General features: G+C 56.1%; 26 protein-coding genes. 17 read left to right on the forward strand and 9 right to left on the reverse strand.

The window, feature by feature from the left end; all coding sequences use genetic code 11:
- Nucleotide 1 precedes the first annotated feature (1 nt).
- Both SK50_RS20535 and SK50_RS20540 read right to left on the reverse strand, forming a co-directional pair.
- Nucleotides 2-310, reverse strand: coding sequence for a recombinase-like helix-turn-helix domain-containing protein (locus tag SK50_RS20535; RefSeq protein WP_017382919.1), 309 nt, complete (start codon nucleotides 308-310; stop codon nucleotides 2-4).
- Entirely contained in the window at nucleotides 307-630 is a 324-nt protein-coding gene (locus SK50_RS20540) for a Rieske (2Fe-2S) protein (protein WP_003860044.1), read from the reverse strand. Before SK50_RS20540 ends, SK50_RS20535 begins: the two co-directional genes overlap by 4 nt.
- A gap of 415 nt (nucleotides 631-1045) precedes the next feature.
- Between SK50_RS20540 and SK50_RS20545 the strand changes: the two genes are divergently transcribed.
- Nucleotides 1046-2257 (forward strand): MFS transporter, encoded by a 1212-nt coding sequence (locus tag SK50_RS20545; protein WP_045344056.1) that lies wholly within the window; start codon nucleotides 1046-1048, stop codon nucleotides 2255-2257.
- A 3-nt stretch (nucleotides 2258-2260) separates the two neighbouring features.
- On the opposite strand, the gene speB is transcribed toward SK50_RS20545, so the two are convergent.
- The 3 genes from speB to yqgB all read right to left on the reverse strand — a co-directional run bounded on the left by speB (nucleotide 2261) and on the right by yqgB (nucleotide 5584).
- Nucleotides 2261-3181 carry an agmatinase gene (gene speB / locus SK50_RS20550; RefSeq protein WP_017382921.1) on the reverse strand — a complete coding sequence of 307 codons (921 nt, stop codon included), beginning with the start codon at nucleotides 3179-3181 and terminating at the stop codon, nucleotides 2261-2263.
- A gap of 286 nt (nucleotides 3182-3467) precedes the next feature.
- Nucleotides 3468-5444 (reverse strand): biosynthetic arginine decarboxylase, encoded by a 1977-nt coding sequence (speA, locus tag SK50_RS20555; RefSeq protein WP_017382922.1) that lies wholly within the window; start codon nucleotides 5442-5444, stop codon nucleotides 3468-3470.
- 8 nt (nucleotides 5445-5452) lie between these two features.
- Complete coding sequence (yqgB, locus tag SK50_RS23465) at nucleotides 5453-5584, reverse strand: acid stress response protein YqgB (protein ID WP_057979949.1); 132 nt, start codon at nucleotides 5582-5584, stop codon at nucleotides 5453-5455.
- Between the two features lie 660 nt (nucleotides 5585-6244).
- On the opposite strand from yqgB, the gene metK reads away from it, so the two are divergent.
- The 8 genes from metK to ruvX all read left to right on the forward strand — a co-directional run bounded on the left by metK (nucleotide 6245) and on the right by ruvX (nucleotide 13384).
- Nucleotides 6245-7399: a methionine adenosyltransferase gene (metK, locus tag SK50_RS20565; protein ID WP_003860037.1), complete on the forward strand. Its 1155-nt coding sequence runs from the start codon at nucleotides 6245-6247 to the stop codon at nucleotides 7397-7399.
- 416 nt (nucleotides 7400-7815) lie between these two features.
- Nucleotides 7816-9213, forward strand: a complete 1398-nt coding sequence (galP, locus tag SK50_RS20570; RefSeq protein WP_015571832.1) for a galactose/proton symporter — start codon at nucleotides 7816-7818, stop codon at nucleotides 9211-9213.
- Between the two features lie 58 nt (nucleotides 9214-9271).
- Entirely contained in the window at nucleotides 9272-9769 is a 498-nt protein-coding gene (locus SK50_RS20575) for a SprT family zinc-dependent metalloprotease (protein ID WP_015571833.1), read from the forward strand.
- A 94-nt stretch (nucleotides 9770-9863) separates the two neighbouring features.
- Nucleotides 9864-10571, forward strand: coding sequence for a deoxyribonuclease I (gene endA / locus SK50_RS20580; RefSeq protein ID WP_045343971.1), 708 nt, complete (start codon nucleotides 9864-9866; stop codon nucleotides 10569-10571).
- Between the two features lie 51 nt (nucleotides 10572-10622).
- The gene (gene rsmE, locus SK50_RS20585; RefSeq protein WP_045343973.1) at nucleotides 10623-11354 is read left to right on the forward strand and encodes a 16S rRNA (uracil(1498)-N(3))-methyltransferase; all 732 of its coding nucleotides are present in this window, start codon (nucleotides 10623-10625) and stop codon (nucleotides 11352-11354) included.
- A gap of 31 nt (nucleotides 11355-11385) precedes the next feature.
- On the forward strand, nucleotides 11386-12333 hold the full coding sequence (gshB, locus tag SK50_RS20590; protein WP_015571835.1) for a glutathione synthase: 948 nt from the start codon (nucleotides 11386-11388) through the stop codon (nucleotides 12331-12333).
- Between the two features lie 74 nt (nucleotides 12334-12407).
- Nucleotides 12408-12968, forward strand: a complete 561-nt coding sequence (locus SK50_RS20595) for a YqgE/AlgH family protein (protein WP_006811924.1) — start codon at nucleotides 12408-12410, stop codon at nucleotides 12966-12968.
- Nucleotides 12968-13384 carry a Holliday junction resolvase RuvX gene (gene ruvX / locus SK50_RS20600; protein ID WP_006811925.1) on the forward strand — a complete coding sequence of 139 codons (417 nt, stop codon included), beginning with the start codon at nucleotides 12968-12970 and terminating at the stop codon, nucleotides 13382-13384. Before SK50_RS20595 ends, ruvX begins: the two co-directional genes overlap by 1 nt.
- Nucleotides 13385-13393: 9 nt before the next feature.
- Here ruvX and SK50_RS20605 read toward each other — a convergent pair whose 3' ends face one another.
- Nucleotides 13394-14374 (reverse strand): type IV pilus twitching motility protein PilT, encoded by a 981-nt coding sequence (locus SK50_RS20605; protein ID WP_032669250.1) that lies wholly within the window; start codon nucleotides 14372-14374, stop codon nucleotides 13394-13396.
- Between the two features lie 17 nt (nucleotides 14375-14391).
- Here SK50_RS20605 and SK50_RS20610 point away from each other — a divergent pair, with 17 nt between their 5' ends.
- From SK50_RS20610 to SK50_RS20635, 6 genes are read left to right on the forward strand one after another with little or no spacing between them, the layout of a single operon-like run.
- The gene (locus SK50_RS20610; protein ID WP_017382925.1) at nucleotides 14392-15093 is read left to right on the forward strand and encodes a YggS family pyridoxal phosphate-dependent enzyme; all 702 of its coding nucleotides are present in this window, start codon (nucleotides 14392-14394) and stop codon (nucleotides 15091-15093) included.
- Nucleotides 15094-15114: 21 nt separating this feature from the next.
- The gene (locus SK50_RS20615) at nucleotides 15115-15681 is read left to right on the forward strand and encodes a YggT family protein (RefSeq protein ID WP_045343976.1); all 567 of its coding nucleotides are present in this window, start codon (nucleotides 15115-15117) and stop codon (nucleotides 15679-15681) included.
- Complete coding sequence (gene yggU / locus SK50_RS20620) at nucleotides 15678-15974, forward strand: DUF167 family protein YggU (RefSeq protein WP_023304404.1); 297 nt, start codon at nucleotides 15678-15680, stop codon at nucleotides 15972-15974. The genes SK50_RS20615 and yggU overlap by 4 nt, the downstream gene beginning before the upstream one ends.
- A 3-nt stretch (nucleotides 15975-15977) precedes the next feature.
- Entirely contained in the window at nucleotides 15978-16571 is a 594-nt protein-coding gene (locus tag SK50_RS20625; RefSeq protein ID WP_015571839.1) for an XTP/dITP diphosphatase, read from the forward strand.
- Nucleotides 16564-17712, forward strand: a complete 1149-nt coding sequence (hemW, locus tag SK50_RS20630) for a radical SAM family heme chaperone HemW (protein WP_045343978.1) — start codon at nucleotides 16564-16566, stop codon at nucleotides 17710-17712. The genes SK50_RS20625 and hemW overlap by 8 nt, the downstream gene beginning before the upstream one ends.
- Nucleotides 17713-17768: 56 nt before the next feature.
- On the forward strand, nucleotides 17769-18107 hold the full coding sequence (locus SK50_RS20635) for an endonuclease domain-containing protein (protein ID WP_045343980.1): 339 nt from the start codon (nucleotides 17769-17771) through the stop codon (nucleotides 18105-18107).
- A gap of 83 nt (nucleotides 18108-18190) precedes the next feature.
- On the opposite strand, the gene SK50_RS20640 is transcribed toward SK50_RS20635, so the two are convergent.
- The 3 genes from SK50_RS20640 to trmB are packed head-to-tail and all read right to left on the reverse strand — an operon-like array spanning nucleotide 18191 to nucleotide 20010.
- The gene (locus SK50_RS20640) at nucleotides 18191-18907 is read right to left on the reverse strand and encodes a YggN family protein (protein WP_015571842.1); all 717 of its coding nucleotides are present in this window, start codon (nucleotides 18905-18907) and stop codon (nucleotides 18191-18193) included.
- Nucleotides 18908-18964: 57 nt separating this feature from the next.
- Complete coding sequence (locus tag SK50_RS20645; protein WP_023304407.1) at nucleotides 18965-19291, reverse strand: YggL family protein; 327 nt, start codon at nucleotides 19289-19291, stop codon at nucleotides 18965-18967.
- Nucleotides 19291-20010, reverse strand: coding sequence for a tRNA (guanosine(46)-N7)-methyltransferase TrmB (gene trmB / locus SK50_RS20650; protein WP_015571843.1), 720 nt, complete (start codon nucleotides 20008-20010; stop codon nucleotides 19291-19293). The genes SK50_RS20645 and trmB overlap by 1 nt, the downstream gene beginning before the upstream one ends.
- Nucleotides 20011-20154: 144 nt before the next feature.
- Here trmB and mutY point away from each other — a divergent pair, with 144 nt between their 5' ends.
- Both mutY and SK50_RS20660 read left to right on the forward strand, forming a co-directional pair.
- Nucleotides 20155-21207, forward strand: a complete 1053-nt coding sequence (gene mutY / locus SK50_RS20655) for an A/G-specific adenine glycosylase (protein WP_181010113.1) — start codon at nucleotides 20155-20157, stop codon at nucleotides 21205-21207.
- Nucleotides 21208-21233: 26 nt separating this feature from the next.
- A complete protein-coding gene (locus tag SK50_RS20660; RefSeq protein WP_003862425.1) occupies nucleotides 21234-21506 on the forward strand; it encodes an oxidative damage protection protein in 273 nt (90 codons plus the stop codon).
- Nucleotides 21507-21561: the final 55 nt, after the last annotated feature.

Below are 21561 nucleotides of genomic sequence, written 5' to 3' on the forward strand. Positions count from 1 at the left end.
CTCAGTAGCCGTTAACCTGTAAGAATGCCTGGAAGCTGGCGTCGCTCCACGGCTCGCCCTGCTGGTCGTGCATACGCACTGCGTTCAGCCCGCTTACCAGCTCCGGCAAGGTCTCAACGCCCTGCTCGAAGAGATCTTCCAGCGTCGCAATCAGCTTCACTTCCCAGCTTTCCGGCTCGCGGCTGCGGGTCTGCCAGATCAGGTTGGTGTAATCACCCGGCTTATGAATGGCACCGTTACCGCCCTCTGCCGGCGGGGTAAACTGGCGGCTTTCCGGCAGCGCCGGGTTGTAGTTCAGGGTGTCGCTCATGCCACGGTCTCCTCGACGAAGGTAATCTGAATCTGGTTTTCAAAGACCCGAACCGGGTAACGATTGAGGTTGCGTCCTCCGGGGCCGTGCAGACACTGGCCGGTTTTGACGTCGAACACCGCCTCGTGCAGCGGGCATTCCACCTTGCCGTCTTCCACGAAGCCCTGACTCAGCAGGGCATAGGCGTGCGGGCATACGTCCTCCAGCGCGTAATATTCACCGTCGATCAGGTAAACGCCGATCTCTTTACCATCGACGTTGCCGCTAAAAGGGAAATCTTCCTGTACTTGTTCTGCGTCACATACGCCTATCCAGCTCATCACGATCCTCCAGGCTTTTGTTTCATATATGAAACTATGTTTCTTATTTAATACGGTCAATATAAAAGCGATGAATGTTTCGTCAAGCGACAATGTGACGAATTTGTTAATCGATCGGCAATTAATTAACTAAGTGTGCAAGGGATCACGAAAAAATGCAGCGATATGAAATTTTCATTATTGCAGCGTGAGAAATACGTTTTTTTAATGGTCTCTTATTTTCAATAAAAGATATTGACTTCTTTTCTTTTTACTCTCTAAAAATAAATGAACGTCACCTCTTTCGCGTTTCACCTGTGAAACGAAATTTTAATTTATCTTTAATAAACAAAGAGTTTCACAGGTGAACCATTTTAGCTCCGTGACAATAACATTGATGAAAAATATAAGTTACAAAAAACGTAAGGCGGACATGATGACGGCAAGATGGCAAGGCACGATTGCGCTTTTATTACTCATTATTATTTCCTACGTCGATCGGGTAAATATCTCGGTAATGATTTTAAACCCGGAATTTGCCGAACATTTTCAGTTAAATGAAAACAGAATGTTACAGGGCCTGCTCATGACCTGCTTTCTTCTGGGTTATGGATTTTCCGCTTTATTATTAACGCCGGTTATTGAAAGCAAACTTCATTATCGGCAGGGATTATTAAGCAGCATTGCGATTTGGGCCGCGGTCTGCGCGGCTTCACCTTTGCTCGGCTCGCTGACGGGAATGCTCTTCGCCCGCGTGATTCTGGGGATCGCGGAGGGACCGCTTTTTTCACTGAAAACGCGCTTTATCAGCGATAACTTTAGCGCGCAAGAGATCGGCAAACCCAACGCCGTGACCGCGCTGGGCGTCTCGCTCGGGCTGGCCGTGGGCTTTCCGCTGGTGACCTGGCTGATGTCGCATCTGGGCTGGGCCGGATCGTTTTACGCGCTGGCGGCAATCAACCTTCTCCTCGGCGGCGGCTTAATCTGGCGTTTTCTGCCCGCGCCGCGCAAACTCCCGACCGCGAAAAAGCCGGGGTTTGTCCACACCTTCACGCTGGCCTGGCAGACGCCGCTGCTGGGCTGGATCATGGTGGTTGAAATCGCCACCCTGAGCTATCTCTGGGGGAGCAGCGCCTGGTTACCCGCGTGGCTGCGTGACGAGCACCACTTCTCGCTGCATGCCACGGGCTGGCTTGCGGCGATCCCCTTCCTGCTCAGCCTGGGGTCAAAGTTTCTGGGCGGCGTGCTGCTCGACAAAATGCGTCCGGAACAGGCACCGGTGCTGTTTGTGGTGGGCGGGGCGATGACGGCGCTGTCCGTGGTCGCGCTGATGCTCAGCCATCAGCCTGCCTGGCTGGCGCTGTTTATGCTTTCGGCTAACGTCTTCTGGGGGCTACAGGGGGCGGCTATTCCGGCGGTGATCCAGCATCACGCCGCGCGGGAAGCGGTGGGCAGCGCTTACGGCATAATCAATGGGATCGGCAATATCTGCGCGGCGTTTATTCCGCTGCTGATGGGGATGGTGATGAGATCGGTGGGGTCGGTCAGTTCAGGCTTTTCGGTGCTGGTCGTCTCGCAGGTTGTCACCCTGCTTGCCGGGGGAATGTTGCTGCTGCGCATGCGGCGCGCAGCAGCAATCAGCGCGTAAGGCTTATTCGCCTTTTTTCGCCGCCTGGATGTAGAGCATTTCCAGCGCCAGGGTCGCCGCGGCCAGCGCGGTGATCTCGGACTGGTCATAGGCCGGAGCTACTTCCACCACGTCCATCCCGACGATGTTCAGATCCTTCAGGCCGCGCACCAGCTTGATGGCGCGGTCTGATGTCAGGCCGCCGATCACCGGCGTACCGGTACCCGGTGCGAATGCCGGATCCAGGCAGTCGATGTCGAAGGTCAGATAGACAGGCATGTCGCCGACGATCTGCTTAACCTGAGCCAGAATATCGTCCACGCCGCGATCGTTCACCTGGCCCGCGTCGAGTACGGTGAAGCCGTTGTCTTTGTCGAACTCGGTGCGGATGCCGATCTGCACGGAGTGGTTTGGATCGATCAGGCCTTCTTTCGGCGCGGTATAGAACATGGTGCCGTGGTCGAATTCACAGCCGTTCGCGTAGGTGTCGGTGTGCGCATCGAAGTGCACCAGCGCCATTTTGCCGAAGTGCTTCGCGTGGGCGCGCAGCAGCGGCAGGGTCACGAAGTGGTCACCGCCGAAGGAGAGCATGCGTTTACCGGCCGCCAGCAGCTTCTCGGCGTGCGCCTGCAATTTTTCGCTCATTTCACGCGCGTCACCGAAGGCGTACACCAGATCGCCGCAGTCCACCACGTTCAGGCGCTCGCGCATGTCGAAGTTCCACGGGAAGCGGTTGTGCTCCCAGGCCAGGTTGGTGGAAACCTGACGGATCGCCGCCGGGCCATGACGTCCCCCCGCGCGACCGGACGTTGCCATGTCGAACGGTACGCCGGTGATCACCCAGTCCGCATCGCTGTCGTACGGCTGGAAGTTCATCGGAAGGCGTAAAAAACCAAACGCGTTAGATACCAGAGAGTTATCGTACTGATGACCTAAAGTGCTCATGTCCTGACCTCTTATAAAGTCGATACATTAAAAACAGATGAAAAAAAATCCCCTCCGCGTCGTTAAACCCGACGAGGAAGGGATTGATTCGTAAATCGCATATTGGGGCGAATTATCGCCGTTAATTCATACGGGTTCAAGTGAGTATAGCATTCTGCCGGATGGCGGCTTCGCCTTCTCCGGCCTACATTCGTAGGCCCGGTAAGCGCAGCGCCACCGGGCATCGGCGGCACAGCGGCCTGATGCCCTCACCCCGCCCCTCTCCCACAGGGAGAGGGAGGTTTTCTTACTCGTCTTCCAGATACGTATACCCGTACAGACCCGCTTCAAACTCTTCCAGGAACTGCTGCTGCAAGGCATCGTCCAGACCGGTGTTTTTAACCTGATCGCGGAACTGGGTGAGCAGTTTTTTCGGATCCAGCTGAACGTATTCGAGCATGTCCGCCACGGTGTCCCCTTCGTCGGACAGCTCAACCTCCACGCTGCCGTCAGGGAAGACAAACACGTCAACCGCTTCGGTATCACCGAACAGGTTGTGCATGTTGCCGAGGATCTCCTGATACGCCCCCACCATAAAGAAGCCCAGCATTGGCGGGTTCTCCGGATCGTACTCCGGCATTGGCATCGTCGTTGCGATACCGTCGCCGTCGACGTAGTGGTCGATTGCGCCATCGGAGTCACAGGTGATGTCCAGCAGCACGGCGCGGCGTTCCGGGGCGTGGTTCAGCCCTTCCAGCGGCAGAACCGGGAACAGCTGGTCGATACCCCAGGCATCCGGCATCGACTGGAACAGGGAGAAGTTGACGTACATTTTGTCCGCCATACGCTCCTGCAACTCGTCGATAATCGGACGGTGCGCGCGGTTGCTCGGATCGAGCTGTTTCTGCACTTCGTGGCACATATTCAGATAGAGCTGCTCCGCCCACGCGCGCTCTTGCAGGCTGAAGGTGCCTGACGAGTAGCCGACGTGAATATCGTGCAGGTCCATCTGGCTGTCGTGCAGCCATTCGCGCAGGGAACGACGCGTGCCCGGCTCGTGCATCTCCTGCCAGGTTTCCCACATGCTTTGCAGGGAACGTGGGGCATCGTCTGCCGGAGGCGTGGCTTCGGTGATTTCGCTACGCTCAACGCCGATGATGTTAGAGACCAGCACCGTATGGTGCGCGGTGACCGCGCGGCCGGATTCGGTGATCACCGTCGGGTGCGGCAGGCCGTGCTCTTCGCAGGCATCGCCAATCGCCCAGATGATGTTGTTGGCATATTCGTTCAGGCCATAGTTTACCGAGCAGTCAGACTGCGAGCGGGTCCCTTCGTAGTCCACGCCCAGGCCGCCGCCCACGTCAAAGCACTGAATATTCACGCCGAGCTTATGCAGCTCAACGTAGAAACGCGCGGATTCACGCACCCCAGTGGCGATGTCGCGAATATTGGCCATCTGCGAGCCGAGGTGGAAGTGCAGCAGCTGAATGCTGTCCAGACGACCGCGCTCGCGCAGAATTTCCACCAGCTGAAGCACCTGGTTCGCCGCGAGGCCAAACTTGGATTTTTCACCGCCGGAGGACTGCCACTTACCGGAACCCTGCGATGCCAGACGCGCACGCACGCCAAGGCGTGGGATCACGTTCAGACGCTCGGCCTCTTCCAGCACGATCGCGATTTCGGTCATCTTCTCGATCACCAGATAGACCTTGTGGCCCATCTTCTCGCCAATCAGCGCCAGACGAATGTATTCGCGGTCTTTATAGCCGTTACAGACGATCACCGACCGGGTCATGCCCGCGTGCGCCAGAACCGCCATCAGCTCCGCTTTAGAGCCTGCTTCGAGGCCCAGCGGCTCGCCGGAGTGGATCAGGGACTCAATCACGCGACGGTGCTGATTGACCTTGATCGGGTAAACGAGGAAATAGTCGCCGTTATAACCATACGATTCCCGCGCGCGTTTGAACGCGGCATTAATAGAACGCAGGCGATGTTGCAGGATCTGCGGGAAGCAGAACAGTGCAGGCAAGCGCTGACCCTGCGCTTCACGGGTTTTCACCAGTTTAGCGAGATCCACGCGCGCTTCCGGGACGTCCGGATCCGGGCAGACACTGATGTGGCCCAGCTCGTTAACGTCGTAGTAGTTATTGCCCCACCAGGCAATATTGTAAGTGCGCAGCATCTTGCTGGCTTCCTGGGAGCTCATCGCAACCTCCTGCATAGAACGTAGTACACCCTGTTCGCCTGCTGACGAAGGCGAAAGCGAAGACATGTCGTCAGACATAGCGAACCTCAACTCTTTGTATTAAGTGTAAAACAGTTGACTACTATCGCAGCGTTATACGGCGATAACAACCCATTAACGGCTCCATTTCCCAGCAGAGTATGCTGAAATCCAGACCGTGCGACCGGTTTCTTATTCATATCATTGTAAAACACGTATCCGAACTCTGTATGACAAGGTTCGGCGAAACCACGAGAAAACTCCTGTATTAACAAGAGAGCCCTTGTTCAGTTTTCACAAAGCGTGACCGGCTCTGGAATCCTGAGAAGCACCGAGATGGGTATAACATCGGCAGGTGTTTAGACCAGAAGTGCGGGTGGGAATCAAATGCGCGCCAGAACGGCTGCGCTGAATGAGCGGAAAACGATGGTTCATTATCTCGTATCACCTCCACGGCCGCCTCTGCTGAAACGGACCACAAGCCAAAGCTAAAAGTTCACTGCTTAACCCGGCTGGAAGTGGCGACACGATGTGTTCATCGAGCGCTTATTTTATATGAGCCGCGCGCCGCGTTTTATACCGATAAGGTTGCTAAAAAGCAAAACAAAAATGCGCAGGTTGCCAGCGTCGTCAGGAAAAATTTCCAGCAGCGTTTTCAACACAGTGAGAGGTGAGTCAAAAAAAACTGGAAATCGGGTGAAGAAGTGACCTAAAATAGACGTCCAGATGTTAATCCATCCATACCGATTAACACTCAGACTGCCAGTGTCAAAATCCTGTAGGCCTTGGTAGAATTATCTCCTATGGCTATTCCACACAGCAGCTTGAGCTAACCAAATTCCTCTTAGGTGAAATAAAACATGGCAAAACACCTGTTTACGTCCGAGTCCGTATCAGAAGGACATCCTGATAAAATTGCTGACCAAATCTCCGATGCGGTGCTGGATGCGATCCTCGCGCAGGATCCAAAGGCGCGCGTAGCGTGTGAAACCTATGTCAAAACCGGCATGGTTCTGGTTGGCGGTGAGATCACCACCAGCGCATGGGTTGATATCGAAGAGATCACCCGTAACACGGTGCGTGAGATTGGCTATGTACATTCTGATATGGGCTTTGATGCCAACTCCTGCGCCGTACTGAGCGCGATTGGCAAACAGTCTCCGGACATCAACCAGGGCGTTGACCGTGCCGATCCGCTGGAACAGGGCGCGGGTGACCAGGGCCTGATGTTCGGCTACGCAACCAACGAAACCGACGTGCTGATGCCAGCGCCGGTAACCTACGCCCATCGTCTGGTGCAGCGTCAGGCTGAAGTGCGTAAAAACGGCACCCTGCCGTGGCTGCGTCCGGATGCGAAAAGCCAGGTGACCTTCCAGTATGACGACGGGAAAATCGTCGGTATCGATGCAGTGGTTCTTTCCACGCAGCATGCTGAAGAGATTGACCAGAAATCCCTGCAAGAAGCGGTGATGGAAGAGATCATCAAGCCGGTTCTGCCAACTGAATGGCTGAGCTCTGCGACCAAATTCTTCATCAACCCAACCGGACGCTTTGTTATCGGCGGCCCAATGGGTGACTGCGGTCTGACCGGTCGTAAAATCATCGTAGATACCTACGGCGGCATGGCACGTCACGGCGGCGGTGCATTCTCCGGTAAAGATCCGTCTAAAGTTGACCGTTCTGCGGCGTACGCTGCACGTTATGTGGCGAAAAATATCGTTGCTGCCGGTCTGGCTGACCGCTGTGAGATCCAGGTTTCCTACGCTATCGGCGTGGCTGAGCCAACCTCCATCATGGTGGAAACCTTCGGGACTGAAAAAGTGCCTTCTGAACAGCTGACCCTGCTGGTGCGTGAGTTCTTCGACCTGCGTCCATACGGTCTGATTCAGATGCTGGATCTGCTGCACCCAATCTACCAGGAAACGGCTGCATACGGTCACTTTGGTCGTGAACATTTCCCATGGGAAAAAACCGACAAAGCCGCCCTGCTGCGTGATGCTGCCGGTCTGAAATAATCGACTGCCAGTAGCTTAAACAGGCCAGCCTTTGGGCTGGCCTTTTTTATGTCGGGTGGCGGCTATGCCTTACCCGACCTACGGGTCGTGAGTTTTTATAGGCCGGATAAGGCGCAGCCGCCACCCGGCAATGTTTGGAACCGTTTACACCCCACTCTCTGTACCCCGCTTTCAGAATATTCTCTTTGCATGATCGCATTTCTTCTGCTGTTACATTCCCTTTCAGTTAAGTCTGAAATTTGTGCAAACGCGATGCACATCAATTAATTTACCTCTATATTTTCAAAGCTTTAATTATTATTACGGTTACAAGTCAGTGTAACCGATTACACCATTGTGATTTGACTCACATATTTTTATGAGCCGCTCACCTACTCTTAATATCGTAAAAACTGATAACCCAACTGGAGGGCATAATGCCTGACAATAATAAACAGGGGCGTACGTCCAATAAGGCAATGACGTTCTTCGTCTGCTTCCTCGCCGCTCTGGCAGGATTACTCTTTGGCCTGGATATTGGCGTAATTGCCGGTGCATTACCTTTCATCACCGATGAGTTCCAGATTAGCGCACACACTCAGGAATGGGTGGTTAGCTCCATGATGTTCGGTGCCGCCGTCGGCGCGGTCGGCAGCGGCTGGCTCTCCTTTAAGCTCGGGCGTAAAAAGAGCCTGATGATCGGCGCGATCCTGTTCGTTGCCGGCTCACTGTTCTCTGCCGCTGCACCTAACGTTGAAGTGCTGATCATCTCCCGCGTGCTGCTCGGTCTGGCAGTGGGCGTGGCGTCTTATACTGCCCCGCTGTACCTGTCTGAAATCGCTCCGGAAAAAATCCGCGGCAGCATGATTTCCATGTATCAGCTGATGATCACCATCGGTATTCTGGGGGCTTATCTCTCGGATACCGCATTCAGCTACAGCGGCGCATGGCGCTGGATGCTGGGCGTAATCATCATTCCAGCCATCCTGCTGCTGATTGGCGTCTTCTTCCTGCCGGACAGTCCGCGCTGGTTCGCCGCCAAACGCCGCTTCCATGATGCCGAACGCGTGCTCTTACGCCTGCGTGATACCAGCGCCGAAGCCAAAAACGAGCTGGAAGAGATCCGCGAAAGCCTGAAGGTCAAACAGTCCGGCTGGGCGCTGTTCAAAGAGAACAGCAACTTCCGCCGCGCGGTGTTCCTCGGTGTGCTGTTACAGATCATGCAACAGTTCACCGGGATGAACGTCATCATGTATTACGCGCCGAAAATCTTCGAACTGGCGGGCTACACCAACACCACCGAGCAGATGTGGGGCACCGTGATCGTCGGCCTGACCAACGTGCTGGCGACCTTTATCGCTATCGGTCTGGTGGACCGCTGGGGACGTAAGCCAACCCTGACGCTGGGCTTCCTGGTGATGGCCGTCGGGATGGGCGTGCTGGGTACCATGATGCACATGGGCATTCACTCTCCAACGGCACAGTACTTCGCCGTGGCGATGCTGCTGATGTTTATCATTGGGTTTGCGATGAGCGCCGGTCCGCTGATTTGGGTGCTGTGCTCTGAGATCCAGCCGCTGAAAGGGCGTGATTTTGGTATCACCTGTTCTACCGCAACCAACTGGATTGCCAACATGATCGTCGGCGCAACGTTCCTGACCATGCTCAATACCCTGGGTAACGCCAATACCTTCTGGGTCTACGCCGGTCTGAACCTGTTCTTTATCGTTCTCACTATCTGGCTGGTTCCTGAAACCAAACATGTTTCACTGGAACACATTGAACGTAACCTGATGAAAGGTCGTCCTCTGCGCGAAATCGGCGCACACGACTGATCCTCCTGCGGGAGGCGCCTCTTGCGCCTCCCCGCTTCCCGCTTTATGCTCTGCCCCTATGAAAGCTCCCCGTCTCCCCATCGCCATTCAGCAAGCCGTCATGCGCAGCCTGCGGGAAAAACTCGCCCAGGCCAACCTGAAGCTCGGCCGCAATTATCCTGAACCGAAGCTGGTCTATCAGCAGCGTGGCACCGCGGCAGGCACAGCCTGGCTGGAGTCGTATGAGATCCGCCTGAATCCGGTGCTGATGATGGAAAACCAGCAGGCGTTTATCGACGAAGTGGTGCCGCACGAGCTGGCCCACCTTCTGGTGTGGAAGCACTTTGGCCGCGTCGCACCGCACGGCAAAGAGTGGAAATGGATGATGGAGGCGGTGCTCGGGGTTCCGGCCCGCCGCACCCATCAGTTCGAGCTGGAATCGGTACGCCGCAATACCTTCCCCTACCGCTGCCAGTGTCAGCAGCACCAGCTTACCGTCCGCCGTCACAACCGTGTGGTGCGCGGCGAGGCGACCTATCGCTGCGTTAAATGCGGCGAACCGCTGGTTGCGGAATAATCACTCGAACTTTCAGGAACTTTCCTGATCTGACTGATTGCATACGGGAACAACATTCGTTACGTTGCGGGCTCGTTTTGACACGGAGTGTAAGATGTCCCGTAATGTTTCTCTCGCGGTCGCTTTTCTGGCGACAGCGCTCTCCGGCCATGCTCTGGCCGACGGTATTCACAGTTTCTCTCAGGCAAAAACCGCGGGCGTAAAGATTAACGCCGACGTACCGGGTGATTTCTACTGCGGCTGTAAAATTAACTGGCAGGGTAAGAAAGGGGTCGTGGATCTGGGATCCTGCGGCTATAAGGTGCGCAAGAACGAGAATCGCGCCAGCCGAATCGAATGGGAACACGTTGTTCCGGCCTGGCAGTTTGGCCACCAGCGCCAGTGCTGGCAGGACGGTGGACGTAAAAATTGCGCAAAAGATCCGGTCTACCGCCAGATGGAAAGCGATATGCACAACCTGCAACCCGCCGTGGGTGAGGTCAATGGCGACCGCGGAAACTTCATGTACAGCCAGTGGAACGGTGGCGAAGGCCAGTACGGTCAGTGCGCCATGAAGGTCGATTTCAAAGAGAAAGTCGCCGAACCACCTGCCCGCGCACGCGGCAGCATCGCCCGCACTTATTTCTATATGCGCGACCGCTACGATCTCAATCTTTCCCACCAGCAGACGCAGCTCTTCAATGCCTGGGACAAGCTCTACCCGGTGACGGACTGGGAATGCCAGCGCGACGAACGTATCGCCAAAGTCCAGGGGAATCACAACCCTTACGTCCAGCGGGCTTGCCAGGCGCAAAAGAGCTAACCTACACTACGGCAATTCGCTTATATCGCATGACACATGGAATTTCTGACTATGCGCATCCCTCGCATCTATCACCCTGAACTGATTACCCCAGGCGGCGAAATCGCCCTGTCTGATGATGCCGCAAACCATGTAGGTCGCGTGCTGCGCATGGGGGCAGGCCAGGCGATTCAGCTCTTTGACGGCTCTAATCAGGTTTTCGACGCTGAAATTACGCGCGCCGATAAAAAAAGCGTGCACGTGAAGGTGCTGCGTGGCGACGTGGACGACCGGGAATCCCCGCTGCACATTCACCTGGGCCAGGTGATGTCGCGTGGGGAAAAGATGGAGTTCACCATTCAGAAATCCATTGAACTGGGTGTAAGCCTCATTACGCCACTTTTTTCTGAGCGCTGCGGCGTTAAACTGGATGCGGAACGTCTGAACAAAAAGATCCAGCAGTGGCAAAAAATTGCCATTGCGGCCTGCGAACAGAGCGGCCGCAACCGTATCCCTGAGATCCGCCCGGCGATGGATCTGAAGGACTGGTGTGCAGAAGAGGAAAGCGGGCTTAAGCTCAATCTTCATCCGCGCGCCAGCGCCAGCATCAATACGCTGCCGCTGCCCGTTGAGCGTGTACGCCTGCTGATTGGCCCGGAAGGCGGCCTGTCGGCTGACGAAATTGCCATGACGGCGCGTTACCAGTTTACTGATATTCTGTTGGGACCTCGCGTTCTGCGCACTGAGACAACGGCACTCACCGCCATTACCGCGCTACAGGTGCGATTTGGCGATCTGGGTTGAAGCAAAGCCTGACCCATAACCGGAGAAGAAGATGATTAAGCTCGGCATCGTGATGGACCCCATCGCAAACATTAACATCAAGAAAGACTCCAGCTTCGCTATGCTGCTGGAAGCGCAGCGTCGCGGCTATGAACTCCACTATATGGAGATGAACGATCTTTACCTGATCAACGGTGAAGCCCGCGCACGCACCCGCATCGTTAACGTCGAGCAGAACTACGAAAAATGGTACGAATTCGGTACCGAGCAGGATATTGCCCTGGCCGACCTTAACGTGATCCTGATGCGTAAAGATCCGCCGTTCGACACCGAATATATTTACGCCACCTATATCCTTGAGCGTGCCGAAGAGAAAGGAACGCTGATCGTCAACAAGCCGCAGAGCCTGCGCGACTGCAACGAGAAGCTCTATACCGCATGGTTCTCTGACCTGACGCCGGAAACGCTCGTCACCCGCAGCAAAACGCAGCTGAAAGAATTCTGGCAGAAGCACGGCGACATCATCATGAAACCGCTGGACGGCATGGGTGGCGCGTCGATCTTCCGCGTGAAAGAGGGCGATCCGAACATTGGCGTGATTGCCGAAACGCTGACCGAGCTGGGAACCCGCTACTGCATGGCGCAGAACTATCTTCCGGCCATTAAAGACGGCGACAAGCGTGTGCTGGTCGTAGACGGCGAGCCGGTGCCTTACTGCCTGGCGCGTATCCCGCAGGGAGGGGAAACCCGTGGCAACCTGGCGGCTGGCGGCCGTGGCGAACCGCGTCCGTTAAGCGAAAGCGACTGGGAAATTGCCCGCCGCGTCGGCCCTACGCTGAAAGCCAAAGGCCTGATCTTCGTCGGCCTCGATATCATCGGCGATCGTCTGACCGAAGTGAACGTCACCAGCCCGACCTGCATTCGTGAAATCGAAGCGGAATTCCCGATCTCGATCACCGGAATGCTGATGGACGCTATCGAAAAACGTTTACAGAAATAACCTGTGACAGCGCCTGTGTTTATCCCCATACTGGGCGCTGTCGCTTTTTAAACCAGGAAACAGTACCTCTGACAATGAATTTACAGCATCACTTTCTTATTGCCATGCCTGCTCTCCAGGATCCGATTTTCCGCCGCTCCGTGGTCTATATTTGCGAATACAACGAAGACGGCGCGATGGGGATTATCATCAATAAGCCGCTGGAAAACCTCCAGGTGGAAGGCATTCTGGACAAGTTGAAAATCCCTGCTGAAGCGCGGCTGCCGGAAATCCGTCTCGATAAACCGGTGATGCTCGGCGGCCCGCTTGCAGAAGATCGTGGTTTTATCCTGCATACCCCGCCGGTTTTCTCGTCCAGCATTCGTATCTCCGATAACACCGTCGTCACCACCTCTCGCGACGTGCTTGAAACGCTAGGCACTGCCAGTCAGCCTTCTGAGGTGCTGGTTGCGCTCGGCTACGCCTCCTGGGAAAAAGGGCAGCTGGAACAAGAAATTCTGGACAACGCCTGGCTGACAGCCCCTGCGGATATGAATATCCTGTTTAAAACCCCTATCGCCGATCGCTGGCGTGACGCGGCAAAACTGATTGGCATTGATATTCTGACCATGCCTGGCGTTGCGGGGCACGCGTAATGAGCGGCACCCTTCTCGCCTTCGACTTCGGCACCAAAAGCATCGGCGTCGCTGTGGGTCAACGGATCACCGGCACCGCTCGCCCGCTCACGGCGCTGAAAGCTAACGACGGCACGCCGGACTGGAACCTTATTGAGCGCTTGCTCAAAGAGTGGCAGCCGGACGACGTGATTGTCGGCCTGCCGCTAAACATGGACGGCACCGAGCAACCGCTTACCGCCCGCGCGCGCAAGTTCGCGAACAAAATCCATGGCCGCTTTGGCGTCTCCGTTAAGCTGCACGATGAACGTTTGAGCACCGTCGAGGCACGCGCTGGCCTGTTCGAGCACGGTGGCTTCCGGGCGCTGAACAAAGGCAGCGTGGATTCAGCTTCAGCCGTCATTATTCTCGAAAGCTATTTCGAACAGGGTTACTGAGCGCCGGGGCTACAGCCGCCCCTGCGCCCGTCGCTCCGCCAGACTCTGCTCAAAGTTCTGCATTCCCGCCTGCTGCCCCGTTTGAATAATGCCCGGCAGTTGCCAGGTTTTGCCTTCGCGGATCAGGTTTGCCGCCGCCGAGGTATTCACCAGTAGCTCATACAGCGCCACGCGCCCGCCCTGGACATCCTGACGTAGCTTCTGCGCCAGGACCGCACGCAGGCTTCCCGCCAGCTGATTACGCACCGGATCTTTCTCCTGCGCCGGAAAGGTGTCGACCAGGCGCTCGATCGCCTGCGCCGCGCCGCGCGTGTGCAGCGTGGCTAACACCAGATGGCCGGTTTCCGCCGCCGTCAGCGCCAGGCGTATCGTCTCGCTGTCGCGCAGCTCACCAAGCAGAATCACATCCGGATCTTCACGCAGCGCGCTGCGCAGCGCCTCGGCAAAGGACGGGCTGTGCTGGCCTATCTCCCGCTGCTGGATCAGGCAACGTTCGCTCTGGTACATAAACTCCACCGGATCTTCCAGGGTCAGAATATGCCCGTCCGTATGGTGATTGAGGAAATCGACCATAGCGGCCAGGGTGGTCGATTTCCCACTGCCGGTGGCGCCGGTGACCAGAATCAGGCCATTGTCATTGGACAGTAGTTCCGGGATCGCTCGCGGCACACCTAGCGCAGAGAGCTGCGGGCACGTCAGCGGCAACAGCCGCAGCGCAATCGAAACGCCGAGCATATGCTTAAACGCACTGCCGCGCAGCCGCTGACGGCCTGCGAGGGTAACGGCAAAATCCACTTGCCCGTTTGCCCACCATGCGCCCTGCTGTTCGTCGTTGAGCCACGCTTTTAATAACGCCTCCACATCCGGGGGCGGAAACGGCGCAGGTTCAAGACGGCCTGACCTGCGCCAGCGCGGTGGCGAATCACTGCACAGGTGTAGATCCGAGACGTTATGCTTTACACTAAGGGCCACAATTTCTTCCACATCCATAGACTACTCCTCGGAAAATGAACGACATTGCGCATAACCTGGCACAGGTCCGGGACAAAATCTCAGCCGCGGCAACGCGTTGCGGCCGTGCTCCAGAAGAAATTACGTTGCTTGCAGTCAGCAAAACCAAGCCTGCGAGCGCCATCGCAGAAGCGATAGCCGCCGGTCATCGTGCCTTTGGTGAAAACTATGTGCAGGAAGGCGTGGATAAAATTCGCGCTTTCCGGGAACGGGGAAATACAGACCTGCAATGGCACTTTATCGGTCCGCTACAGTCGAACAAAAGCCGTCTGGTAGCAGAGCACTTTGACTGGTGCCACACCATCGATCGTCTGCGCATCGCTACCCGTCTGAGCGACCAGCGCCCGGCGGAGATGCCAGCGATTAACGTGCTGATTCAAATCAACATCAGTGATGAAAACAGCAAGTCCGGCATTACGCTGGGCGAACTGGATGCGCTGGCGGCGGACGTGGCGGCGCTGCCGCGTTTAACCCTGCGCGGGCTGATGGCTATCCCGGCGCCAGAGTCAAGTTATGAAAGGCAGTTTGCCGTGGCACAGCAAATGGCTGTAGCATTTGAGGCGCTTAAGGCGCGCTATGACACGGTAGACACGCTTTCTCTGGGCATGTCGGACGATATGGAAGCCGCCATCGCGGCAGGCAGCACCATGGTGCGCATCGGCACGGCAATTTTCGGTGCGCGCGATTACCCCCAATAATAAGGAAACCTGAGGAACGCCATGAAGACGTTGACTTTCCTGCTTTCAACGGTCATTGAACTGTATACGATGGCGCTGCTGTTGCGCGTCTGGATGCAGTGGGTCCGTTGTGATTTTTACAATCCATTCTCACAATTTATCGTGAAAATCACGCAGCCCGTTGTGGGGCCGCTTCGCCGCGTCATTCCGGCAATGGGGCCAATTGACAGTTCATCTCTGCTGATGGCGTTTATTCTGAGCGTTATCAAAGCGATCGTGCTGTTTATGGTCATCACTTTCCAGCCGATTATCTGGATTTCAGCCGTTCTGATCCTGGTTAAAACCGTCGGCTCGCTGATCTTCTGGGTCCTGCTGGTGATGGCGATCATGAGCTGGGTAAGCCGGGGCCGTAGCCCGGTGGAGTACGCGTTGATTCAGCTGACCGAACCGTTGCTGCGTCCGATTCGCAGCCTGCTGCCTGCAATGGGCGGAATCGACTTCTCCCCGATGCTTCTCGTTCTGCTGCTGTACGTGCTGAATATGGGTATCGCGGAACTGTTACAGGCGACGGGTAATATGCTGCTGCCGGGGCTGTGGATGGCGTTATGAGTGCAGTTAGCCCCTGCGCCGACGGGCTGGTTTTGCGGCTGTACATTCAGCCGAAAGCCAGCCGCGACAGTATTGTTGGGCTGCATGGCGACGAGCTAAAAGTCGCCATCACTGCCCCGCCGGTTGACGGCCAGGCGAATGCGCATCTGACCAAATATCTGGCTAAACAGTTTCGCGTCGCTAAAAGCCAGGTCATCATTGAGAAAGGTGAACTTGGCCGGCATAAACAGGTAAAAATCCTTAACCCGCAATCTATCCCGACGGAAGTCGCGGCTCTGAAAGAACAGGACTAAACCATGCAGAAAGTTGTTCTCGCCACCGGTAACGCCGGTAAAGTGCGCGAGCTGGCCTCGCTATTAAATGATTTTGGGCTGGACGTGGTCGCTCAGACCGAGCTGGGCGTGGACTCCGCCGAAGAGACCGGCCTGACGTTTATCGAAAACGCCATTCTGAAAGCACGCCATGCGGCGCAGATCACCGGACTGCCCGCGATAGCCGATGACTCCGGTCTGGCCGTGGATTTTCTGGGCGGTGCGCCGGGGATTTACTCCGCCCGCTATTCCGGGGTGGACGCCACCGACCAGCAGAATCTGGAAAAGCTGCTTGTGGCCCTGAAAGACGTCCCTGACGAACAGCGTACCGCGCAGTTCCACTGCGTGCTGGTCTACATGCGTCACGCGGAAGATCCCACGCCGATTGTCTGTCACGGCAGCTGGCCGGGCGTGATCACCCGTGAAGCGGCGGGCAACGGCGGCTTTGGTTACGACCCGATTTTCTTTGTCCCGACCGAGGGCAAAACCGCTGCGGAACTCACCCGCGAAGAGAAAAGCGCGATCTCCCATCGTGGACGCGCCCTGAAACTGTTACTGGAAGCACTGCGTAATGGCTAATTTGCCGCCTCTGAGTCTTTATATTCACATCCCATGGTGCGTGCAGAAATGCCCGTACTGCGATTTCAACTCGCACGCGCTGAAGGGCGAAGTGCCGCACGATGATTACGTCGCGCATCTGCTGGCCGATCTGGATGCTGATGTACCGTACGCACAGGGACGTGAAGTGAAGACCATTTTTATTGGTGGCGGTACACCGAGCCTTCTTTCAGGCCCGGCGATGCAGACGCTGCTGGATGGCGTGCGCGCACGCCTGAACCTGGCAGTGGATGCTGAAATTACGATGGAAGCCAACCCCGGTACCGTTGAGGCCGATCGTTTTGTCGAGTATCAACGCGCGGGCGTGAACCGTATCTCTATCGGCGTGCAGAGCTTTAGCGAGCCAAAGCTGAAGCGTCTGGGGCGTATCCACGGCCCGGAAGAGGCGAAGCGCGCGGCGAACCTGGCGACCGGGCTTGGGCTGCGCAGCTTTAACCTCGACCTGATGCATGGCCTGCCGGATCAGTCGCTCGAAGAAGCGCTGGACGATTTGCGTCAGGCGATTGAACTGAATCCGCCGCATCTGTCGTGGTATCAACTGACCATTGAGCCTAACACCCTGTTTGGTTCCCGTCCTCCGGTGCTGCCGGACGATGACGCGCTGTGGGATATCTTTGAGCAGGGCCACCAGCTTTTGACCGCGGCGGGGTATCAGCAATACGAAACGTCGGCGTATGCGAAGCCGGGCTATCAGTGTCAGCACAATCTGAACTACTGGCGTTTTGGTGATTATCTGGGAATTGGCTGCGGCGCACATGGCAAAGTGACCTTCCCGGACGGACGCATTCTGCGTACCGCCAAAACGCGTCACCCGCGCGGGTATATGGAAGGCCGCTACCTGGAGCGTCAGCACGACGTCGAGGCGGCGGATAAGCCGTTTGAGTTCTTTATGAACCGCTTCCGTCTGCTGGAAGCCGCACCGCGCGCGGAATTTACGCGTTATACCGGGCTGCCGGAGTCAGTGATTCGTCCGCAGATTGACGAGGCGCTGGCGCAGGGGTATCTGACCGAGTGTGATGAGTCCTGGCAGATCACCGAGCACGGCAAGCTGTTCTTAAACTCCCTTCTTGAGCTGTTCCTCGCTGAAAATCCTGAAGGCTGATTCAGAATTTTACATCCCGTTCTGCTGGCTGAGGGAAAGGCTGGCAGAGTGTGGGGATGGAAAAATCAAAACAACTCCGCAAACAAATGACACCCGAAGAAGTACGCCTCTGGTATTTGCTCAGAGGTCGTCGTTTCTTCGGGTATAAGTTTCGTCGTCAGATGCCGGTTGGGCCGTATATCGTGGATTTTGCCTGCTTTAAGGCGAAGCTGATTATTGAGCTGGACGGTGGGCAACATCAGAGCAAAGAGAAGTATGATTCTCACCGTACCGAGTTTTTGAATGCGAACGGCTGGGAAGTCGAACGGTTCTGGAATAATGAATTTCGCGTTAACGAAGATGAAGTGTTAAATATCATTCTTCAACGACTGCAATGCCTGATGCCCTCACCCTAACCCTCTCCCACAGGGAGAGGGAACTGGTTACTCCCTCTCCCTGTGGGAGAGGGCCGGGGTGAGGGGTCCTGCGCGCAGAGGCGTTACTTCAGCGTCCCCACCAGCGCCTTCCGGCTGTCTTCCAGCGACACCACGCGTTTACACACGTCTTTGCCGAACTGCTGGAAATCGGCTTCCTGATTCTTCCACTCGTTCTGAATCGAGGTTTGCAGTCCGCCCAGGCTACCCAGTACACCCTGCAACGGATTACCGCCACCCTTCAGCACCGCTTTGGCGCCCATCTCGTTGATGCTGTCCTGGAGAATGCCGCCCATCGCCTGGTTCACCAGCTGCTGACCGTCGGCACGCACCTGATCGATCGCCTTATAGTGGAACGTCAGGCCATCAGAGCGCGTCTCGATAATACGGTTCATCTGCTCTTTCAGCTGTTTATCCAGCTTCGTCAGGCGGGTGCGCATATTGCTGCTCTCCCCCACCTCTTTGGTGATGATTTTATCCAGCGCCACGCGGCTCTTTTCAACGCGGGTCAGCGCGCCATCGTTGATCCAGGGCAGCGCGGTACGCAACTCGGCCTGGTAGTCCATCGCCTGCTCGCGCTGGGCGGCCGTCAGGTTTTGCGGTTTGCCGTTAAAGGTCACGTTGCCATCCGGCGTAATCACCAGATTGCCATTCTCGCCCTTAACCTGCACGGTTTGCGGACTCAGCACCACGTCATCACGCGGGGTGACGCTACATTTATACTCCGCATGGGCGGTGGTTCCGATTGCCAGTAAAGCAACAGCCAGCAACGTTTTGCGCATCTTTAACACTCCCTCAGACAAAATGGGCCAGCTAATGCTGGCCCCGTTCTTGCTTTATTAGTCCCACCAAACGTCGAAAAGTTCGCTAACGCGGACATCTTCCAGTTTGTGGTCTTCAAGCCATTTGCGTATCAGCGCCTGATGCTCTTCGGTGCATTTCCCCACTTCCTGGGTGCAAATCAGACCTTCCCACGCCAGATAGCCGCTACCGTCGAAGGCCAGCTTGTTTGGCTCGATCACCTCGTTGATGAATGCATCAACGTCCTGATCGATCTGCTCAACGCTGGTGCCTTCCGGGAAACGCCAGGCAACGGAGAAACCCACTTCCTGGAATTCTTCGATGTGCATCTTTTTACGCAGACGACGGCTACGATTCTTTGCCATTATTTCACCCTCTCGAACATTAAGTCCCATACACCGTGACCAAGACGATGGCCACGCTGTTCAAATTTTGTCACCGGACGTGAATCCGGACGCGGTACGTAGTCGTTGCTTTCAGACTGATTTTTATACCCGTCCAGGGACGACATCACTTCCAGCATATGTTCCGCATAAGGTTCCCAGTCGGTCGCCATGTGGAAGACGCCGCCCAGCTTAAGCTTGCTTTTCACCAGCTCGGCAAACGGTGCCTGAACGATACGGCGTTTATTATGACGCGCTTTGTGCCATGGGTCAGGGAAAAAGAGCTGAACCATGTTCAAAGAATTGTCAGGAATCATTTTGTGCAGCACTTCCACCGCGTCGTGACACATGACGCGCAGGTTCTCAACGCCCTCTTCGTGGGCCGTTGCCAGGCACGCGCCGACGCCCGGCGAGTGTACTTCGATACCGAGGAAGTTCTGCTCCGGGCGCGCTTTCGCCATGGTCACCAGCGAGGTGCCCATGCCAAAACCAATCTCCAGCGTCACTGGCGCGTCGCGGCCAAACAGGTCGGTGAAGTCGAGCGGTTGCTCGCTGAACTCAACGCCCATCACCGGCCAGTAGTTGTCCAGCGCGTGTTGCTGCCCTTTTGTCAGGCGCCCCTGACGGCGGACAAAGCTGCGAATACGGCGCAGCGGGCGACCGTTTTCATCAAATTCCGGTGAAATGACGTCGTTTTTCATAAAAGAGTTGTCTGCTTGTGAGAATGTTCGGGAAACGGGCATTATCCAAAGTTAAGGCTTCTATGCAAGCATGGGAAAGATCCGGTTTACAGCAGATTGACGCTGTGCTGCAATCTGCGTCCCTGATTAAGCGAATCGATGACCATGCAAGCCTCTCAATTTTCAGCCCAGGTGCTGGACTGGTACGACAAATACGGGCGTAAAACCCTGCCCTGGCAAATTGAAAAAACGCCGTACAAAGTATGGCTCTCTGAGGTGATGTTGCAACAAACGCAGGTCGCGACGGTCATTCCTTACTTCGAGCGTTTTATGGCGCGCTTCCCGACAATCACCGATCTGGCCAACGCGCCGCTGAACGAGGTACTGCACCTGTGGACCGGCCTCGGCTATTACGCCCGCGCGCGCAACCTGCACAAAGCCGCACAGCAGGTCGCCACCCGCCACAACGGTAAATTCCCGGAGACCTTTGACGAGGTGGCGGATTTGCCCGGCGTCGGGCATTCAACCGCAGGCGCAATCCTCTCCCTCTCTTTAGGCAAACATTTCCCTATTCTCGACGGCAACGTCAAGCGCGTGCTCGCACGCTGCTACGCCGTAGATGGCTGGCCGGGCAAGAAAGAGGTTGAGAAACGCCTGTGGGAGATCAGTGAAGCGGTCACTCCGGCGAAAGGAGTGGAGCGTTTTAACCAGGCGATGATGGATCTGGGCGCGATGGTCTGCACCCGTTCAAAACCGAAGTGCGAACTCTGCCCGGTAAACAACCTCTGCGTGGCGTATGCGAACCACACCTGGGCGCAGTATCCGGGGAAAAAACCGAAGCAGACACTGCCTGAACGCACCGGGTACATGCTGCTGATGCAGCATGGCGACGAGGTATTTCTCGCTCAGCGCCCGCCGAGTGGCCTCTGGGGTGGTCTATACTGCTTCCCACAGTTTGAGGATGAAGCCTCGCTTCGGGCATGGCTTGAACAGCGCGGCATTGCGGCCGATACCCTGACGCAACTCAACGCGTTCCGTCATACCTTCAGCCATTTCCATCTGGATATTGTGCCGATGTGGCTTCCCGTGTCCTCATTCACGTCGTGCATGGATGAAGGCAACGCTCTCTGGTATAACTTAGCGCAACCGCCATCAGTCGGGCTGGCGGCTCCCGTGGAGCGCCTGTTACAGCAATTACGTGTCGGTGCAATGGTTTAGCATCGGCAAGACAAAGAGGAATGAGTATGGCCAGAACCATTTTTTGTACTTTCCTACAGCGCGACGCTGAAGGCCAGGATTTCCAGCTCTACCCGGGCGACCTGGGTAAGCGCATTTACAACGAGATCTCCAAAGAAGCCTGGGGACAGTGGCAGAAGAAGCAGACCATGCTGATCAACGAGAAAAAGCTCAGCATGATGAACCCGGAACACCGCAAACTGCTGGAGCAGGAGATGGTGAACTTCCTGTTCGAGGGTAAAGACGTCCATATCGAAGGCTATACGCCACCGGAAAAATAATACTCTGCGGCTGCTGCCCGGCGGCGCTGCGCTTGCACGGGCCTACGGTTTTGTA

Source organism: Enterobacter sp. BWH64 (assembly GCF_001037645.1).
Classification (GTDB): domain Bacteria; phylum Pseudomonadota; class Gammaproteobacteria; order Enterobacterales; family Enterobacteriaceae; genus Enterobacter; species Enterobacter hormaechei_C.

Excerpts from the sequence above, each read along its gene's own strand:
- SK50_RS20535 (WP_017382919.1), bottom strand. The coding sequence starts at position 310 with ATGAGCGACACCCTGAACTACAACCCGGCGCTGCCGGAAAGCCGCCAG.
- SK50_RS20610 (WP_017382925.1), top strand. The coding sequence starts at position 14,392 with ATGAACGACATTGCGCATAACCTGGCACAGGTCCGGGACAAAATCTCA.
- SK50_RS20605 (WP_032669250.1), bottom strand. The coding sequence starts at position 14,374 with ATGGATGTGGAAGAAATTGTGGCCCTTAGTGTAAAGCATAACGTCTCG.
- SK50_RS20615 (WP_045343976.1), top strand. The coding sequence starts at position 15,115 with ATGAAGACGTTGACTTTCCTGCTTTCAACGGTCATTGAACTGTATACG.
- speB (WP_017382921.1), bottom strand. The coding sequence starts at position 3,181 with ATGAGCACTTTAGGTCATCAGTACGATAACTCTCTGGTATCTAACGCG.
- gshB (WP_015571835.1), top strand. The coding sequence starts at position 11,386 with ATGATTAAGCTCGGCATCGTGATGGACCCCATCGCAAACATTAACATC.
- SK50_RS20545 (WP_045344056.1), top strand. The coding sequence starts at position 1,046 with ATGACGGCAAGATGGCAAGGCACGATTGCGCTTTTATTACTCATTATT.
- SK50_RS20625 (WP_015571839.1), top strand. The coding sequence starts at position 15,978 with ATGCAGAAAGTTGTTCTCGCCACCGGTAACGCCGGTAAAGTGCGCGAG.
- yqgB (WP_057979949.1), bottom strand. The coding sequence starts at position 5,584 with ATGAATAAGAAACCGGTCGCACGGTCTGGATTTCAGCATACTCTGCTG.
- speA (WP_017382922.1), bottom strand. The coding sequence starts at position 5,444 with ATGTCTGACGACATGTCTTCGCTTTCGCCTTCGTCAGCAGGCGAACAG.
- SK50_RS20645 (WP_023304407.1), bottom strand. The coding sequence starts at position 19,291 with ATGGCAAAGAATCGTAGCCGTCGTCTGCGTAAAAAGATGCACATCGAA.
- trmB (WP_015571843.1), bottom strand. The coding sequence starts at position 20,010 with ATGAAAAACGACGTCATTTCACCGGAATTTGATGAAAACGGTCGCCCG.
- SK50_RS20640 (WP_015571842.1), bottom strand. The coding sequence starts at position 18,907 with ATGCGCAAAACGTTGCTGGCTGTTGCTTTACTGGCAATCGGAACCACC.
- SK50_RS20635 (WP_045343980.1), top strand. The coding sequence starts at position 17,769 with ATGGAAAAATCAAAACAACTCCGCAAACAAATGACACCCGAAGAAGTA.
- SK50_RS20575 (WP_015571833.1), top strand. The coding sequence starts at position 9,272 with ATGAAAGCTCCCCGTCTCCCCATCGCCATTCAGCAAGCCGTCATGCGC.
- SK50_RS20540 (WP_003860044.1), bottom strand. The coding sequence starts at position 630 with ATGAGCTGGATAGGCGTATGTGACGCAGAACAAGTACAGGAAGATTTC.
- yggU (WP_023304404.1), top strand. The coding sequence starts at position 15,678 with ATGAGTGCAGTTAGCCCCTGCGCCGACGGGCTGGTTTTGCGGCTGTAC.
- galP (WP_015571832.1), top strand. The coding sequence starts at position 7,816 with ATGCCTGACAATAATAAACAGGGGCGTACGTCCAATAAGGCAATGACG.
- endA (WP_045343971.1), top strand. The coding sequence starts at position 9,864 with ATGTCCCGTAATGTTTCTCTCGCGGTCGCTTTTCTGGCGACAGCGCTC.
- SK50_RS20595 (WP_006811924.1), top strand. The coding sequence starts at position 12,408 with ATGAATTTACAGCATCACTTTCTTATTGCCATGCCTGCTCTCCAGGAT.
- mutY (WP_181010113.1), top strand. The coding sequence starts at position 20,155 with ATGCAAGCCTCTCAATTTTCAGCCCAGGTGCTGGACTGGTACGACAAA.
- SK50_RS20660 (WP_003862425.1), top strand. The coding sequence starts at position 21,234 with ATGGCCAGAACCATTTTTTGTACTTTCCTACAGCGCGACGCTGAAGGC.
- hemW (WP_045343978.1), top strand. The coding sequence starts at position 16,564 with ATGGCTAATTTGCCGCCTCTGAGTCTTTATATTCACATCCCATGGTGC.
- metK (WP_003860037.1), top strand. The coding sequence starts at position 6,245 with ATGGCAAAACACCTGTTTACGTCCGAGTCCGTATCAGAAGGACATCCT.
- ruvX (WP_006811925.1), top strand. The coding sequence starts at position 12,968 with ATGAGCGGCACCCTTCTCGCCTTCGACTTCGGCACCAAAAGCATCGGC.
- rsmE (WP_045343973.1), top strand. The coding sequence starts at position 10,623 with ATGCGCATCCCTCGCATCTATCACCCTGAACTGATTACCCCAGGCGGC.